This is a genomic window from Methylocystis sp. WRRC1 (assembly GCF_020733155.1).
Classification (GTDB): domain Bacteria; phylum Pseudomonadota; class Alphaproteobacteria; order Rhizobiales; family Beijerinckiaceae; genus Methylocystis.
In genome coordinates this window covers 3,668,899-3,685,017 of the sequence record NZ_JAJFZJ010000001.1, presented here as the reverse complement: position 1 = coordinate 3,685,017, position 16,119 = coordinate 3,668,899, and the positions used below count along the sequence as shown (strand labels likewise).

The 16,119-nt window shown below is 60.5% G+C and carries 15 protein-coding genes; 5 read left to right on the top strand and 10 right to left on the bottom strand.

Annotation, left to right across the window (positions count from 1 at the left end):
- Position 1 precedes the first annotated feature (1 nt).
- From LG047_RS18035 to LG047_RS18025, 3 genes are read right to left on the bottom strand one after another with little or no spacing between them, the layout of a single operon-like run.
- Entirely contained in the window at positions 2–466 is a 465-nt protein-coding gene (locus LG047_RS18035) for a cupin domain-containing protein (protein ID WP_227968073.1), read from the bottom strand.
- A 46-nt stretch (positions 467–512) separates the two neighbouring features.
- The gene (locus LG047_RS18030; protein ID WP_227968072.1) at positions 513–1,436 is read right to left on the bottom strand and encodes an amino acid--[acyl-carrier-protein] ligase; all 924 of its coding nucleotides are present in this window, start codon (positions 1,434–1,436) and stop codon (positions 513–515) included.
- Positions 1,437–1,479: 43 nt separating this feature from the next.
- The gene (locus LG047_RS18025) at positions 1,480–2,700 is read right to left on the bottom strand and encodes an acyl-CoA dehydrogenase family protein (protein ID WP_227968071.1); all 1,221 of its coding nucleotides are present in this window, start codon (positions 2,698–2,700) and stop codon (positions 1,480–1,482) included.
- A gap of 238 nt (positions 2,701–2,938) precedes the next feature.
- Here LG047_RS18025 and LG047_RS18020 point away from each other — a divergent pair, with 238 nt between their 5' ends.
- Entirely contained in the window at positions 2,939–3,190 is a 252-nt protein-coding gene (locus tag LG047_RS18020; protein WP_036286623.1) for a phosphopantetheine-binding protein, read from the top strand.
- Positions 3,191–3,240: 50 nt separating this feature from the next.
- Here the strand turns inward: LG047_RS18020 and LG047_RS18015 are convergent, their stop codons facing one another.
- Both LG047_RS18015 and LG047_RS18010 read right to left on the bottom strand, forming a co-directional pair.
- Positions 3,241–4,188 (bottom strand): homoserine O-succinyltransferase, encoded by a 948-nt coding sequence (locus tag LG047_RS18015; RefSeq protein ID WP_227968070.1) that lies wholly within the window; start codon positions 4,186–4,188, stop codon positions 3,241–3,243.
- Positions 4,185–5,501 carry an O-acetylhomoserine aminocarboxypropyltransferase/cysteine synthase family protein gene (locus LG047_RS18010; RefSeq protein WP_227968069.1) on the bottom strand — a complete coding sequence of 439 codons (1,317 nt, stop codon included), beginning with the start codon at positions 5,499–5,501 and terminating at the stop codon, positions 4,185–4,187. The genes LG047_RS18015 and LG047_RS18010 overlap by 4 nt, the downstream gene beginning before the upstream one ends.
- 253 nt (positions 5,502–5,754) lie before the next feature.
- Here LG047_RS18010 and LG047_RS18005 point away from each other — a divergent pair, with 253 nt between their 5' ends.
- Complete coding sequence (locus LG047_RS18005; RefSeq protein WP_227968068.1) at positions 5,755–7,515, top strand: long-chain-acyl-CoA synthetase; 1,761 nt, start codon at positions 5,755–5,757, stop codon at positions 7,513–7,515.
- A 32-nt stretch (positions 7,516–7,547) separates the two neighbouring features.
- The gene (locus LG047_RS18000) at positions 7,548–8,717 is read left to right on the top strand and encodes an amidase (protein WP_227968067.1); all 1,170 of its coding nucleotides are present in this window, start codon (positions 7,548–7,550) and stop codon (positions 8,715–8,717) included.
- Positions 8,718–8,721: 4 nt separating this feature from the next.
- Here LG047_RS18000 and LG047_RS17995 read toward each other — a convergent pair whose 3' ends face one another.
- Positions 8,722–9,162, bottom strand: a complete 441-nt coding sequence (locus LG047_RS17995) for a low molecular weight phosphatase family protein (RefSeq protein WP_036280451.1) — start codon at positions 9,160–9,162, stop codon at positions 8,722–8,724.
- Positions 9,163–9,543: 381 nt separating this feature from the next.
- On the opposite strand from LG047_RS17995, the gene LG047_RS17990 reads away from it, so the two are divergent.
- Positions 9,544–9,801, top strand: a complete 258-nt coding sequence (locus LG047_RS17990) for a DUF2076 domain-containing protein (protein ID WP_227968066.1) — start codon at positions 9,544–9,546, stop codon at positions 9,799–9,801.
- A 103-nt stretch (positions 9,802–9,904) separates the two neighbouring features.
- Here LG047_RS17990 and LG047_RS17985 read toward each other — a convergent pair whose 3' ends face one another.
- The 4 genes from LG047_RS17985 to LG047_RS17970 form a co-directional block, all read right to left on the bottom strand.
- A complete protein-coding gene (locus LG047_RS17985) occupies positions 9,905–10,432 on the bottom strand; it encodes a UPF0262 family protein (protein WP_255679605.1) in 528 nt (175 codons plus the stop codon).
- Positions 10,389–11,690, bottom strand: coding sequence for a histidinol dehydrogenase (hisD, locus tag LG047_RS17980; RefSeq protein ID WP_227968065.1), 1,302 nt, complete (start codon positions 11,688–11,690; stop codon positions 10,389–10,391). Before hisD ends, LG047_RS17985 begins: the two co-directional genes overlap by 44 nt.
- Positions 11,691–11,718: 28 nt before the next feature.
- Positions 11,719–12,207 (bottom strand): DUF2948 family protein, encoded by a 489-nt coding sequence (locus LG047_RS17975; RefSeq protein ID WP_036280444.1) that lies wholly within the window; start codon positions 12,205–12,207, stop codon positions 11,719–11,721.
- A 281-nt stretch (positions 12,208–12,488) separates the two neighbouring features.
- Positions 12,489–14,213: an amidohydrolase gene (locus tag LG047_RS17970; RefSeq protein ID WP_227968527.1), complete on the bottom strand. Its 1,725-nt coding sequence runs from the start codon at positions 14,211–14,213 to the stop codon at positions 12,489–12,491.
- Between the two features lie 603 nt (positions 14,214–14,816).
- On the opposite strand from LG047_RS17970, the gene LG047_RS17965 reads away from it, so the two are divergent.
- A complete protein-coding gene (locus LG047_RS17965; RefSeq protein WP_227968064.1) occupies positions 14,817–15,695 on the top strand; it encodes an alpha/beta fold hydrolase in 879 nt (292 codons plus the stop codon).
- Positions 15,696–16,119: the final 424 nt, after the last annotated feature.

Sequence of the window (16,119 nt, the reverse complement as noted above, 5' to 3'; positions counted from 1 at the left end):
CCTATTGCGCGCCGCCGAACATCGCCGGCGCGTCGGACGCACGTCCTCCACCTCCGGCCAGCTTGGCAATCTTCTTCGCGATCCGCGTCGCAAGCATGATCGGTTTGGGAACGGGATTACGGCAGAACGCTACTTTCCTGACGTAAGACTCAACCCGCCAAACAGCGTGAGAGCCGGCGGGGAAAAGTGCATGATCGCCAGGACCGAGGCGTCGCTCATTATGATCGTCATCGCGCACTATCACCGATCCCTCAAGCACATAGACGGTCTCGTCGATGTCGTAATACCAATCGAATACGCCCTCCGTGCAATCCCAGATCAATGTGCACGCCCCGCCGTCATTGCTTCGTGACAAAATGAAGTTGCGAGCAACCGGCGCGCCTTCGATCATCCAGGCCGGATTGATCGGGCATGGTTGCATTTCGACGCTACCGCTGTCGAAAACGATCTTGTTTGTCGTGCTCATACCTATTTTGCCTAAGTTTGAGTGGGCCATTTCAATTCGATCACCATCAACCGAGCTGCAGGATATCGACGACTCGCCGCGGCCACTCTTCCATATGAAGACCGTGAGTCGCGAACAGCGCCAACGCCAGCCGATCTATGCCGAAAGCGACACAGCCGGAGTGCGCATGCACGCCACTTTCGTCGAGGATGCCCCATGTCTTACCAAAGTGCTCTCGATGGTAGTTGAAGCTCATGCAGGCGGTCGGTGCGCCGCCGGCGCGCACAGGTATGAGCAGTTCAAATTTCAACGCCTGCTCAATCTGGTTCGCCGCCATCAATTGACCAACGCGACCAAAGAAAGGATCGCTGGCCCGATCGAAGGCATAGCGCAGCCGCAAATCCCTTGCGATGGCTTCCGCCTTCTTCATCCACTGTTCTCGAAATGTAGCGATCTGGGCTGGCGATCCGATTCGCACGAACTCGCGCATGCGGAACGACTGTAACCGATCGACGTCGCGCGACGGCTCATGACGGAAACAATCCGCCGAAACATCGAATATTAGTCCACGAGCCGAAACCGGACCGTTCTTCGCCGCGATTGGATAGACGGGATAACAAGCCGCTGGACTCAACACGAGATCCGCAGTCGTCGTCTCACATGTCCAGTCGGCGCCATGCTTGGCCTTATTGACAGCAGCGGAAATATCCGCCTCCGTTCCGTGCAAGCAGCAAACACAGCCAAGAAGCTGCGGGAAGCTATTCAGATAGCCTGCCTTCTCAACCTGACGCAAACTCATGACCGGAGGAAAGCGGAACACTTCTGCGTCATCCGGGCGATGGCGTGAGATCAGCCTTTGCAATGCGTCCACTACATTTTCATACAGATGAGTCCGGGCGTAGACGCCGTCAACTCCCATCGGACGAAACAAACGATCGAGTAATGCTTCGTCATCTATTGGCGAACGGGTCGTGTGCGTGTCGATATCCATCCTCGTTCCCCTCTTGTCCGGATCGTTCAGTCAGTTATTCGGCTCACCTTGCGCGCGAGATTGTCTCCGGCACTCCGCCGACCAGGCAGGATGCGCCGACATTCGCTAGAATCCGATGATTATTGATCATGACCGACGAAGACAGAATGTCCCGAAGTGGTCGCGCAATGCTGAATTCGCTGTCATTACGAAACCCCGAGATCCCGCAGGCGTTGAACGCATGCATCACAGTCGAGATCGACAACTCCGACGCACTCACCTTGAGAAGATTCAGAGATGTTTGAAACGCCATGTCATCGAGCGCGGCGTCATCTTTCGCTCGCGCTGAATAATCTGCGATCCCCGATTCAACCACGCCGATGAGATTCATCAATGACAAAGACGCCTGCGTTGCGAGCGGCGCGCCTGGCGGCAGATTTCCCTTGGCGGCGCGCGCGACTTTTCGGACGAACCCCTGCGCGCGCGCAACTGCTCCAGCCGCGATTCCAGACCAACATGCGGCCCAGAGAAGATGCGTAACCGGCATCATCGTGCGACGGTGAATCCTTTCATACGGTTCGCTCAGAACTTGCTCGCTTTCCCCGGCCGCCTCCAGTTGAAAACCCTCGCTGCATGTGCCCCGCATCCCCATCACATCCCAATGAACCGTCCGCGACAGGGAATAATCGTCCTTGAAAAACAGAGCCAGAACCTGATCGGTCGGCAGCGATTCCGGGGAACGTCGCGCAGTCGTTACGATCGCGTCTGCGGCCAGACCATATGACACGACAGAGGCGTCGCGATTCAACGAAACACGGGCGCCGTCACGAATGATCGCGGAAGCGCTGGAGCGCACATTTGCGCCATTCTGCCCTTCCGTGGTCGACGAAGCGAGTAACATTTGCTCGGCGCCGATGCGACGCAGATAGTATTCGAAGCGCTCATGTCTATCGGCATGGTTGACCACACAAGCGACGTTTGCCGAATGCATGGCGTAAATCATCGCCGTCGACGAGCAGACGCGACCCAACGCATAACAAACCTGCGCTGCGTCGGAGACGCAGCGTTCTTCGCCTCCGCATGCTTGCGGCAGGAGAATTCCAAGCAGGCGCTGGGCGCGCAATTCATCGAAAGCTTCCTTCGGGAAGCGCGCTTCGCGGTCGACGATGTCAGCAAATTTTTCCGCCACTGCGACAGCGGCGTCGATCCGCGACCTCAATTCCTCTGCCGGTTCAGACGATCCATGCTTCCCATCAACCGCCAGAGAAAGTCCTGTCGTGGACATGATGCGCCTCATCCGATAAGCGCGCAGTGCGCGCACGCCTAAAACAACCTTCAACGTGACCATTCCAGATTAGGCGCACAATCCGGAATAATCCACGTTGTTTCTCAAATTGAACGCATAAAGGTTAACCTCGGCAATTGTAATGTATTTGCGTAACCGATCTTTACGTTTTCGAGCTCAATCTCTACCAATTGACAATCACCGAAGGCGCTCGCGCCGAACAACATTGGATGAGAAAATGCTGGACGTCCCAAGCCAGACAAAAACCGATCGCATCAGTGCGATCGTGGGCGGATTCATTAAGGATTTTGGGGTCATCCGACGCGATCAGGATCTGCAGTCTCTCGGTCTGACGTCGATGGACATGGTCAATCTCATGCTGTCGATAGAGGCCGAATTCGATCTGACGATACCAGGCTCAAAACTCGTTCCAGCCAATTTCAGGACGATCGAAAGCATAGAATTGCTTGTGCATGATCTCGGCGGCTGAAATAAAATTCGGCTGAGACGCAGATGCGTCTCAGCCGTGCAGATCTGCCTTCATGCCATCTCGCGCCTTTTTTCCATCTGCCGCGCAACAGCTTTCAGCCATCCGCGGTAGAGTCGCGTCGCATCATCCGACCATGCCGCGTGACATTTTTCCATCGACAGAATTTGCGTAAGCCTTTTCTCCGCGTCATCCTCGAGGCCGTTCATAACCGCCGCGCGCAATGCGGAGAGTTTCTCGGAGGTTTCTGGCGCGAAGAAATTTTCCGGCTCACAAGGATAATCGTCTCGCCGACCGGAAAGGAACCGCAGGACATCGCGACGATATTCCTTCAACAGCGTATCGGCGTCATATTCCGGATGTCCCTGAAGAAACAAAAACAAGCTCGGCTCGCGCCGCCAGAAGACGTCGACGCCGACCTCCTCTGAATGCGACGCGATATGATATCCGCGATCCTCCAGCTCCTCACGCACGACGTCATTGTAACGTGAGTGAGCGACCGTGATTTCCGGTGCGCCTGGATCATGTATCCAATCCTGCTCGGTTGTTTTGAATGTATAGATCCCACTGATCTTCTTGCTGGCGCGACGGCGCTCTATTCCGTCGAGATGCAACACTGCCGCATGAGCGGCGAGGCATGACCAGATCGTTGATAAGGTATTCTCGCGCGCCCAGTCGACCAGACGCTGCAAATCTGCCCAATAGGGCTCCTCGTCAAGACGCGCGGCTCGCGGCTCGGCGCCCGTTACGATCAATGCATGGGCGCCCCGCCGATAAAGCGCCCCGATGTCTTCATGACTGCGCTCGAGATATCGCCTCGCTGTCTCACTTCTTTCGACTCCTGGCAGCGCATAGCAACGCCATTGGACGCGACGACCCCGGGCTCCCAATTGTACGAGACTCGAAAACTGCCTCTGCGTCGCCGGCAGTGCCTGATCGGGCATGTTGTTGACGAGAGCGACTTCGATGACGTCGTCGCTTTCGGGGCAAGTCGACGTCATACCGCGTTCTCCATAAGTTCGTGCGAAGAGGCGCCGCAATTCGCCGCCGCCGCAAGCGCCCGGTCAATGTCCTCGATGATGTCGTCGATATGCTCGATGCCGATGCTGAGGCGCAACATCTCCGGCGTCACGCCAGCGCTTGCCTGTTCCTGACGCGACATTTGTCGATGCGTCGTCGACGCCGGATGGCAAGCGAGCGATTTTGCATCGCCGATATTGACGAGACGCTTTATGAGTCGAAGCTGGTCGTAAAAACGCTTCCCGGATTCCAGTCCGCCCTTCACACCGAATGTGAGAAGCGAAGGAACGCGACCCCTCAGATATTTTTGAGCGAGTTCGTAATAGGCGCTATCTGGAAAGCCCGCGTAATTCACCCACGCGACTCGCGGATCGTCCCGGAGAAATTCCGCGACCTTGCGCGCGTTGTCGACATGTCGCTCGACGCGCAGCGCCACGGTTTCCAGCCCCTGTAACAAGAGGAATGCATTGAGCGGCGCGAGGACCGCGCCGGTCGTGCGCTGATAGACGCTGCGCGCGCGGGCGATATAGGCTCCTTGTCCGAAGCGGTCGACATAGACGAGGCCATGATATGACTTGTCCGGCTCACAAAAGGTCGGGAAACGTAGCGGATATTTGCTCCAAGGAAAGCGCCCGCTGTCGACGATGATCCCCCCGAGCGTCGCGCCATGTCCGCCCATGAATTTGGTCATGGAATGAACGATGATGTCGGCGCCATGTTCGATCGGACGCATGAGGATCGGCGTCGCCACCGTGTTGTCGACGATAAGCGGCGCGCCATGCGCATGTGCGACATCGGCCAACGCGGACATGTCGCATATATTGCCGGCAGGGTTGCCGACGCTTTCACAAAATAGCGCCTTGGTGTCTGCGTCGATGGCGCGCGCCATATCGTCCGGCGAGTCGCTTGCGGCGAAGCGCACGCTCACGCCCTGGCGCGCCATCACGTGCTGCAGGAGCGTATGCGTCGTCCCATAAAGCGTTGGGGCGGAGACGATGTTTCCGCCGCTGTCGGCCACGTTGGCGAATGCGTAATATAAAGCGGCCTGCCCCGTCGCGGTCGCGAGCGCGCCGACGCCGCCTTCGAGTTCTGCGACCCGCCGCTCCAGAACCGCGGTCGTCGGGTTCGCGATGCGGCTGTAGCGAAAGCCTTCCTCCTCGAGATCAAAAAGCGCCGCTGCGTGATCTGCGCTGTCGAATTCATAGGCGACAGTCTGATAGATCGGCACCGCGACGGCCCGGGTGGTCGGGTCGCCGTCGTAGCCGCCGTGAACGGCGATCGTTTCATTTCGCATCTTTTTGAACCCCTGCGGCATGCGCCGGTTCGTCTCCTCTTCGGCGTTTCGAACCCTGATCGACGCGGATGAGGAAAATTCATTCAAACATTTAAGCGGCTTTCATCCGTGGCGGCGAGCAAAAGCGCAGCGTAACCCTAACAATAAGCGCGGCTTCCTTTTACGGTCGGGGAAGGCTAATTACTTCAGTGGATTACGGACGCGGGCCGGCCGCGCGTTAACCATCGGGTTCCTGTCGATGAAAGCATTTGACATGGCGTCGCGTCCGCCCGCCAAAGGCGCCCAATCCGTTAACAAGGACTGGCTGCGCGCGCTTAAACTCACCGTGACGATCGAACAGGACAAGCGCCGCACACTTGCAGTTGCATTCGATGAGGTTGCCGAGGCGCGCTGTGACGCCCCTGCCCTTTTTTCGGAACGGGAGAATTTCACCTTTCGGGAATTGGCGCGGAGATCTTCGCGTTACGCGCATTGGGCGCGCAAGCAGGGACTCTCGAAAGGCGACGTCGTCGCCCTGATGATGGAGGGTCGCGCTGATTATATCGCGATCTGGCTCGGGCTCACGCGCATCGGCGTCGTCGTGGCGCTCGTCAATGTGAATCTGACGGGCGGCGCGCTGGCGCATTGTCTCGACATCGCGTCGCCGCGTCTCGTCATCGCTTCGCCCAGATATTCCGGCAATTGCCGGGAAACGTTACGCGATTGCGCCTCCTCCGCGCGGCTTGTCGTGGCGGATGAAAGACTGAACCATGAACTGGCGGCGCAGTCGGACGCGCCTCCGAACCTCGATGAAGGCGAACAGCCGACGCTTTCGGATCACGCTCTTTATATTTACACCTCCGGCACGACCGGATTGCCAAAGGCCGCCATCGTCTCGCATCGCCGCGTCATGAACTGGGCGCTGTGGTTTTGCGGTCTCCTTGATGTAACGCCTGAAGACAGAATGTATGATTGCCTGCCGCTCTATCATTCGGTTGGCGGCGTCGTGGCGGTCTGGGCGACGCTTCTCGGCGGAGGGTCGGTCGTGTTGCGTGAGCGCTTTTCGTCAAGCGCGTTCTGGAGCGACGTCGTCACGCACAATTGCACATTATTCCAGTATATCGGCGAGCTCTGCCGCTATCTTGCTCACGCTCCCGCCTGCGAGGCGGAGAAAAAACATCGGCTGCGGCTCGTGGTCGGCAATGGTCTGCGGCCGGAGGTCTGGCGGGCATTCGCCGAACGTTTCGCCATTCCGCGCATCATCGAGTTTTATGCTGCGACGGAAAGCAATTTCTCGCTCTACAATGTCGAGGGCGAGCCCGGCGCCATCGGCCGTATCCCGGGTTTTCTCGCCGCGCACAACGCCGTGCGCATCATCCGATACGACTCGGACGCCGACGCGCCGCTTCGTGGCGAAGACGGATTCTGTCAGCTTTGCGCACCCGATGAAGCCGGCGAGGCGATCGCGCGGATCTCGGGAGATTTCGAGGGCTATCTCGACCCGGCTGCATCGGAGAAAAAGATATTGCGCAATGTGTTTCAAACCGGCGACGCCTGGATGCGCAGCGGCGATCTGATGCGCAAGGACGGGCGCGGTTTCATTTATTTTGTCGATCGCGTCGGCGACACATTTCGCTGGAAGGGCGAAAACGTCGCGACGGCGGAAGTGGCGCAGGTCATCTCCGCCTGCCCCGGCGTGCTCGACGTCAATGTCTATGGCGTCGAGGTCCCCGGTCGCGACGGCCGCGCCGGCATGGCGGCGATCGTCGTCGACGATTCCTTCGACAGCGCAGCGCTACGGAAGCATCTCGACGCGACCTTGCCGCCTTATGCGCGCCCGCTGTTCATCCGCCTGTCACGGAAGCTTGAAATTACCGACACATTCAAGCATCGCAAGCGTGAACTCTCGGCGCAGGGTTTCGACCCGCGCGCGATCGAGGACCCTGTCTTTTTCGCGCCGCCCGACAGCCCTATATATGTTGCCTTGGATTCGTCGCTTTACGAGCGAATTCTCGCGGGGCGTCAGGCTCTTTGAGCCTGGCGCGAGGGGCTTAGGGGGAAGCCACGATGAAAGACGATCTCGGCGCGCTGTCGGTCGTCCTGAATATTGCGTCGGAGGGTTCGGGCCCGCTCATGGGCGCTACCTTCGCCGTCAAGGAGAATATCGACGTCGCCGGCCAGGTTTCGACCAACGGCCATCCGCAATGGGCGGCGACGCACCCCGCCGCGCATGCGAACGCTCCGGTCGTGGACAGGCTGCTCGCGGCGGGCGCGCGACTCGTCGGCAAGACGCATATGGACGAGATGGCTTACAGCCTTCTCGGGGCGAATCCGCATTTCGGAACGCCGATCAATCCCGCCGCGCAAAACCGGCATCCCGGCGGCTCGTCTTCGGGCTCGGCGGTCGCTGTCGCGGCGGGTCTCGTTAGTTTCGCGCTCGGCACCGACACCGCCGGCTCCTGCCGCGCCCCTGCCGCTTTCTGCGGGATCTTCGGCTTCCGCTCGTCGCATGGCGCAATACCGATCGACGGCGTCATCCCGCTTGCGCCCTCGCTCGACGTCATCGGCTGGTTCGCGCGCGACCTCGACCGAATGGTCGACGTTGGCGACGTATTGCTTCCCGCGGACAGTGACGATGGCGAATTCAGGGAGGCGGTTCTGCTCAGCGACGCCTTCCACGGCGTCGAAACAGAGTTCGCCGCATCCGCGGCGCCGGCGATCGATCAGTTGAAATCGACGGCCTGGCGCGAGGGGCGTCTGGACGAAGAATTCTTCAAGACGGCGCTCGCGCATTTCCGCAACCTGCAGGCGCATGAGGCGTGGACCTCCCATGGCGGCTGGATTGCCGCACACCATCCGACCTTCGGCAAGGGCGTCGAGGAGCGCTTAGCCATCGCCTCCAAAGTGACGCTGGAACAAAAGCGCGCGGCAGAAGCCTTCGGCGCCGAGGCGCGCAAAAGGATCGACGCAATGCTCGGCGACGATGGTTTCATCGTTTCGCCGACGACGCCGTTCCGCGCGCCGCTGCTCGCGGACAGCGACGAGCAGCTAGACGCCAAGCGCTATCAGATGATGCGGCTCTTTCTCATCGCGAGCTATTTCGGCCTGCCGCAGATCGCGCTGCCGCTGCCGACCAGCGACGCGCCGGTCGGACTCTCCTTCATCGGCCGGCGAGGAAGCGACCGCAAGCTGCTCGCCTTCGCGCGCCGCTTCTGCGCGAAGATGAAAGCACGGTGATCGCTCACGCGCCCGCCACCGGCCCCTGCCCCAGCAAATCCTTGATCCGGGTCGTCAGCCGGTCGCGCACGTCGCGATAGGCGGAAAGGATCGCCTCGCGCGAGCCCTGGGTCGCCGTCGCGTCGGGCGTCGGCCAATAGACGACGTCGACCGCCATGGTGCGCGTGAACTCGAGCGCCTTGTGATGCGCCTCGGGCGACAGCGTCACGATCAGGTCGAAATTTGAATCTTCCAGATCCTCGAAGGTGTGCGGCTTGTGGCGCGTCATGTCCACGCCGATCTCCTCCATCGCCGCGACCGCGAAAGGATCCGGATCGCCGCGCTTGAGACCCGCCGATGCGAAATAGATTTCGCGGCCGAAATAATGGCGCGCGATCGCCTCCGCCATGGGAGAGCGGACCGTGTTCATCGTGCAGGCGAAGAGGACGGATTGCGGGCGCGCCATGGCGTTCTTGCTATCGCATTTTCCGCGCCGAGCCACCGACGGCTGCGACGGAAAATGGCCGTGCCAATGGACTCAGCCCGTCGCGAGGCGGGGCGCGGAAGTCGATCGATCGGGAATTGCGCCACAGGACCAACCGCTTGACATCAGATAGCCTTTTGTCTCTTGCGCCTGACGACGGCCGGGCGCGCTCCAAACAGCCCGCCGCATAAATCCGGACGCGGGGAAATGCTTCGGCTTATGTGGAACGGCTGCGACGATTTCGCAACTTGCCGGGAGCGGCGCAGACGCGGCCGGGCGGGAATTTGCAAAACAACACAATCAATGGTTGATTTCAGAAGTGGTGTTAATTTAAGCTAAGACGTTGCATTACTGGAGGGCGTCATGGACTCTAATCTTTTGGATCGTCTTCAAAGGCTGGAATTCCATCAATGGAAAGATGGGCAGACGATCGCCTGCCTGCGAAACCCGGACGGATGCGAGGCTGCGACATATATCATGAAGCTCGAAGCCCGGATTCAGGAACTCGAAGAAGAGATCGCGGCCCTCGATCAGATATTGGAGAATAATTCGCCACGCCCCTGCGAAGATGGAATACACAACGAATTTTACCTGTCTCAATTTGCTGGCGGATACGGTTAAGGTCTCCCCTCCCTCAGGTATAGTGACCCGCGTGATCGTTGCGTAAGCGTGAGTGTCTGCGTATATGCGGCCGGCCGGAGTTATTCCCGCAGGGCGGCTGCTCTCAGCCCTTCCAGTGCAGCGCCGTGATGAGCGTGAACAGCCGGCGGGCGGTGTCCTGATCGGTTTCGATCTTGCCCTTCAACCTCTCCGCCAGAAGCTGCGCGCCCTCGTTGTGCAGGCCGCGCCGCCCCATGTCGATCGCCTCGATCCGGCTCGGCGTCGCGTGGCGGATGGCGGCGTAATAGCTTTCGCAGATCAGGAAATAGTCCTTCAGAATGCGCTTGAAGGGCGTGAGCGACAGGATATGCGTCACCACGGCGCCGCCGTCGGCGTCGCGGATGTCGAAAACGAGCTTGGCGTCCATGAGGGAGATGCCGAGCGCATAGGGCCCGCCCGCGTGGCCCACCAGCGCGAAATGGTTGTTCTCGATCAGATCATAGACGGCGATGGCGCGCTCATGCTCCTGATCGGCCGAACCCCGGCCGATCGAGTTCTCGTCTAGAGTGACGGAGATGAGACGCTGCTGCTCGCTCGGATCCACGCCGTCAGGCCCCGAGCTGATTGAGGCGGATCGACACCGAGCGCGCATGCGCCTGCAGGCCCTCGGCCTCGCCGAGCGTGACGGCGGCGGCGCCGATGGCGCGCAGCGACTCCGCGTCGCATTTCAGGATCGAGGTGCGCTTCACGAAATCGAGCACGCTGAGGCCGGAGGAGAAGCGCGCCGAGCGCGCCGTCGGCAGGACGTGATTGCTGCCGCCGACATAATCGCCCACCGCCTCCGGCGTATAGGCGCCGATGAAGATGGCGCCGGCGTTGGAGACGCGCGCGGCCAGCTCCTCGGCGTCCTCGCTGATGATTTCGAGATGCTCGGCCGCGATGCGGTCGGCGAGCGGCAGCGAGTCGGCGAGCTTCTTCACGACGATCACCGCGCCATAGTCGCGCCATGACGCGCGGGCGATCTCCTCGCGTGACAGCGTCGAGAGATGACGCTCCACCGCCGCCTCGGTCGCGTCGGCGAGCGCCGGATCGTCGGTGATGAGGATCGACTGCGCGGATTCGTCATGTTCCGCCTGCGCCAGAAGATCGGCGGCGATCCAGTCGGGATTGCCGGTCTTGTCGGCGAGGATCAGCACCTCGGAGGGGCCGGCGATCATGTCGATGCCGACCTGGCCGAAGACCCGGCGCTTGGCCGCGGCGACCCAGGCGTTGCCGGGGCCGACGATCTTCGCCACCGGCGCGATCGTCCTGGTGCCATAGGCGAGCGCGGCCACCGCCTGCGCGCCGCCGACGCGGTAGATTTCATTGATGCCCGAGCGCTTCGCGGCGGCGAGCACCAGCGGCTCGACATGACCGCCCGGCGTCGGCACCACCATCACAATGCGCGACACGCCCGCGACCTTCGCGGGAACCACATTCATCAGCACGGAGGATGGATAGGCCGCCGTGCCGCCCGGCACATAGAGGCCGACGGAATCGAGCGGCGACCAGCGCCAGCCAAGCTCCACGCCGGCGGCGTCGCGGAAGCGCAGGTCCTGCGGCTTCTGGCGCTCGTGGAAGGCGGTGATGCGCTCCAGCGCGAGATCGAGCGCCGCGAGCTGCTCCTTCGAGCATTTGGCCTCGGCGGCCGAGACCTCGGCGGCGGAGACGGCGATTCCGGTCTCGGCGAGGTCGATACGGTCGAAACGCTTCGAGTAATCGATCAGCGCCTCGTCGCCGCGGGCGACGACATCCTCGATGATGTTGCGGACGGTCTCGTCGACGTCGTGGGACGACTCCCGCTTCATGGAGAGCAGCGAAACGAACTGCTGCTCGAAATCGGGGGCGGCGGCGTCCAAACGCAGGGTCATTTTCTTCTCCAACCGGGTTCTCCGGTTGTCATGACCCTCCAGCGGCGTTTTCGTCAAGGTCGTGACGAAGATCATGGGTCGGACGCGCCGCGACTTTCCAGCGCGGGCCGACGTCGCAAAGCTGCGCCTCGACACATTCGACATCGAGGCAGATGCACGCGCCGCCCGCGAAAATCAGGTGAATGACGCCGGAGGGCGCCTCGGGGCCGGGCTCGAAGGTCACGGCGAGGAGCGAGAGAATGGCGTCCGGCCGGTCGCGCGCGACATTCTGGCAGCGAACGCGCTGCACGCCCTCGAAATGCAGGCCGGAACGGCAACGCTCCAGCCGCCCCTCCAGCTCCGCGGCCCAGTCGAAGCGCGAGCCGACGAGCGCGAAGCGGCGCTTCCCGGGGAGGTAGGCGATGTCGCCGACGCGCACCAGCGCGTCCTGCACATGGGCCGAGAGCAGCGAGAGATCCTCGCTGTCGAGCGCGTGCAGTCGCAGCGAGGGAGCGTCCTTTTGCGGGGTTGCGAGCATGCTGATTCCTCCTGCGACCGATATGGCGACAGGCGCGGATGGACGCAAGCCCGTGTAACCTCTGATTGACATGGGGTTGGCGGGAGCTGTGGGGTTGAAGGGATGGATGCGTTGTGTCGGAGGGGCGAAGCAGGGGCGCGAGTGAAATAAGGAATATTTTCATATCGAAAATATCCAGCAAAAGCCTCGTAATTTTCAGCGCCCTCGATTTCGTGCCGAGGCTTCGAAGTTTCACACGTCGAGCAACGAGGCCTGCAAGCGTGCACGACTCGCACATACACTCATTTCTCCGAGGCGAGATTTTCCTCGTAGGCTTTGGACGCTACACGAGCGATCCCAACCATATCGCAGGCTTCGTTACGAGGCGCGACGGCGTATTTTCGGAATGAAATAGAAGCCGGCTGCGATCGTTGCGCCGCGTCTTGCGGGGCCGGAACTGCTGCCCGCTCGGCCCGCTTCATACTCTCGGGAACCGGAAAGACACGACCTTCGAATACAGTGCCCCACACCGGCACGTCCTTGAGATCAATGGCGCGGACTTCATAGGGGTCCTTCTCCAGGATTGTGAAATTGGCAATTTTGCCGGGCGCAATGCTGCCGATCTGATGTTCCTTTCGCCAGGAATAGGCGGCCTCGATTGTGATCGCCCGAAGCGCCGCTTCGACCGAGATACGTTGGCTGGGGCCAGCCACGCGACCCGATGGCGTGAGGCGGTTGACCCCCGCCCAAGCCAGATAAAGTGGATCACTCGGCCCCATCGGCAGGTCGGAATGATAGGAGAGCGGCATCCGGTTCTTCAGCACCGAGGCTGCCCGCACCATCAAGTTGGCGCGCTTGGGTCCCAGCCCCACCTGTCCATATTTGTTTGCGAAGCCGGTCGTGTAATAGGGATTGGCGGAGACAATCGCGCCCAGACGAGCGGCCCGCTTGACCTGATCCTCCGTCGAATTGGCGAAATGCACGATCACCGTGCGATGGTCGGCACGCGGTTTTTCCCGCATGCGCCGCTCCAGAACGTCGAGCACCGTGTCAAGGCCGAGATCGCCGTTGACGTGAATATGCAATTGATATCCTGCGTCCCAATAGAGTTTGGCGCGCTCTTCGAGCTGCGCGGGCGGCATGATCCATTCGCCGTGATGGCCGTCGATATAGCCATCCCTCATCTGCATCAGTTGCGAGATTATAGCTCCATCGGCAAACAGCTTGACCTGCTTGGGGAAGAACATGAGCTTCTTGCCAGCCCCCTCCGGCGCGACGGCGATCTGCGCCTCCGTCGCATCGAGCGCCTTGTCGAGGCCGACACGATCAGGAATGCTGCGACCGTCGGCAATGAAGGTCGAGTACATTGGCGTATCCGGCGCACCGAGAACCTGCTCGTAGAGCTTCCACATATCCGGCGCGTAAAGCGCTCCGGGCTCGTTATAGGCGGTGACGCCATTTGCATGCTCGTAGGCGACCATCTGCTTCAGACCGCGCGATAGACGCTCTGGTGAGGCGAGCACATTCATCATCGGCTTGATCATCAGGTTGAGGCCCGTCTCCCAGAAATGCCCGTCCTCCCAGTTGGATTGTTCGCTCGCGGTTCCCTTGCCTTTCGTCATTTCCTCGGTGAGACCTAGCGCCTTGAGCGCGGGCGTGTTGAGGATGAATTCGTGGCATGAGCGCTGCCAGATGGCGACGGGACGCGTGCTGCTGATCGCATCAAGCGCTTTACGGTCGAGCGTACCGTGCCAGAGCGAATGATAGCCCCACGAAAGAAGCCAGTCGTCGGGATTTTTCAATTTGGCTTCGGCGGCTTTCAGCCGCGCGCGATACTCTGCCTCACTGGCCGCGGCCCTGAAGGTCTTGCCGGGCAGCACCCAATCCTCCGGTGCAATGACCTCGATGGCGAGCGTCAGCGCGCCGAGGACAGGATGCAGATGCTGGTCAATGAAACCGGGCATGACGATCTTTGATTTGAACGTCTCATCCACCCTGTAATTCCTGTCGCGTAGTTCTTTCTTCACCTCATCCAACGTTCCGACCGCGACGATACGCTTCCCCGAAACCGCAACCGCCTCTCCTGACGGGCGGTTCGGCTCCATCGTGATAATCTTCCGGGCGACGAATATCGTTGCGGGAGTGGGCTGCGGCGCTGTCTCGGGATCGTGCAGCGCTTTCGCTACGGGCTCATTGAATGTCCCTTCGGCCGGAGCGAGGCGCGGCGGGAAAAACGTCGAAGCCACGAGCAAAATCATGCCGGCGAACAGGGAAGTTTGGGATTTGTGAAGCTGCCGCAACGCTAGCCCTCCGAGTTGCGAGCGCAGCATGGCAAGCTATGCTCAGAAAGTCGACTCAACGGCCAACTAGTGCTCGAAATCTAACGCTTGGTTCCCGGGGCAGACAGCGGTTGGCGGTGGACCGCTTTTGACCCAAAGCGGACCATCGACGGGTGCCTTTCATCCATGCTGAAAAGCCATGCTCTAGGCGCTGCCGCTCGGCGCGTGAGCGCGAGAGCAAGTCACATAAGAAAGCTGCGCATGCGCAGCTTCTTCTGTGGTTAAATTGGCAATACCACGGAGGCGCGGGCGCACCGCGTCATGAAGCGGCGCGAGAGGACGAGCAAGCTCATGAATTTCGGAAAAGCTGTCTATTCATTCGCGGGGATATTTTCCTTTTCGATCCTCTCGGTAATGCCACTTCACGCGGCCCACAAAGACGCCAGGAGGATCGTCAAGTCAGATCGGATCGAGATCGAGGTTTTTGAGTTCGGCAAAGGCCGCGAGACGCTTATCATGGCGGCAGGAAACGGCCGGCCCGCGGCGCAGCTTAGCGAACTCGCCAAAGGTATCGCCGCAAACGGCATACGCGTAATCACGTATAATTATCGCTCGTTGGGCGCCAGCACCGGACCGATCGACGGACTTACGCTCCACGACTACGCCAATGATTTGTGGCGGGTCGCCGATGCGCTGGGGCTAAAGAAAGTCCACCTGGCGGGGAAAACCTACGGAAATCGCGTTGTTCGCGCCGCCTCGCAAGACAAGCCAGATCGCGTTCTCAGTGTAATTCTGATCGGCGCAGGCGGGGAACAGTTGCCGTCTCCGGAAACGCTCGCCCTCTACAAGCGTTATATCGACCCCCACACCCCAAAGGACGAGTGGCTGAAGCTTCAGGGCCAACTCATGTATGCGCCGGGCAATGAGCACCTGGCCGCCCTGGATGCTGCGCAGGGAGAATATCCTGTCCTCGCCGCGGCTCAGGTCAAAGCAAGCGACGCCACCCCGAAAGCAGAATGGGCCAGTGGCGGCACGGCCCCCATGCTGGTCATGACCTGCCTTCTCGATGTTGTCGCCGTGCCGGAAAGCGCCCTCAGCGTAGCAAAATCGAGACCCAACGCCTGGCTCGTGGGCTTGCCGGGCTGCGGTCACAACATGCTTAATGAACGCGGCGAAGATCTGGTGCGGCTGATGTCGGAATTTATTGTGCGAACGTCCAAGCGCCACTAGCACGCTGTTGAAAAACCCCTCGCGCTGACGAGGCACCCCGAGGTTCATCGTAAGGAATATCCAAAATGCATTGAACTGCGAAATTCCTTGCTACTGCGCGGAAGGTCTGCAATTGGCGCATTGCTGACTCCGACGCTGTCTCCGCTCAGATACTGGAACTGGGTTCCAAGCGTTAGATTTTGACCACTAGCTGTTCCGATGGACCGGCCCTGCTGTCTTTCGTCTTGCGTCGGCCGCCGCTCGCGGGGTTGGCATGGGAGGGGCGCTAGCATATGGGGCTAAAATTGATCCTCGACCCAAAATGGCGCAGCTTTCGCGAAATTATCAGGCCTTGCCAAACCCGACCCTTGACAGCTCCGGAATAAATTCCTATATCCCGCCCACCCCAGCCAACCGCAAGGGGCGTCGCCATGGGTCTGGCGGC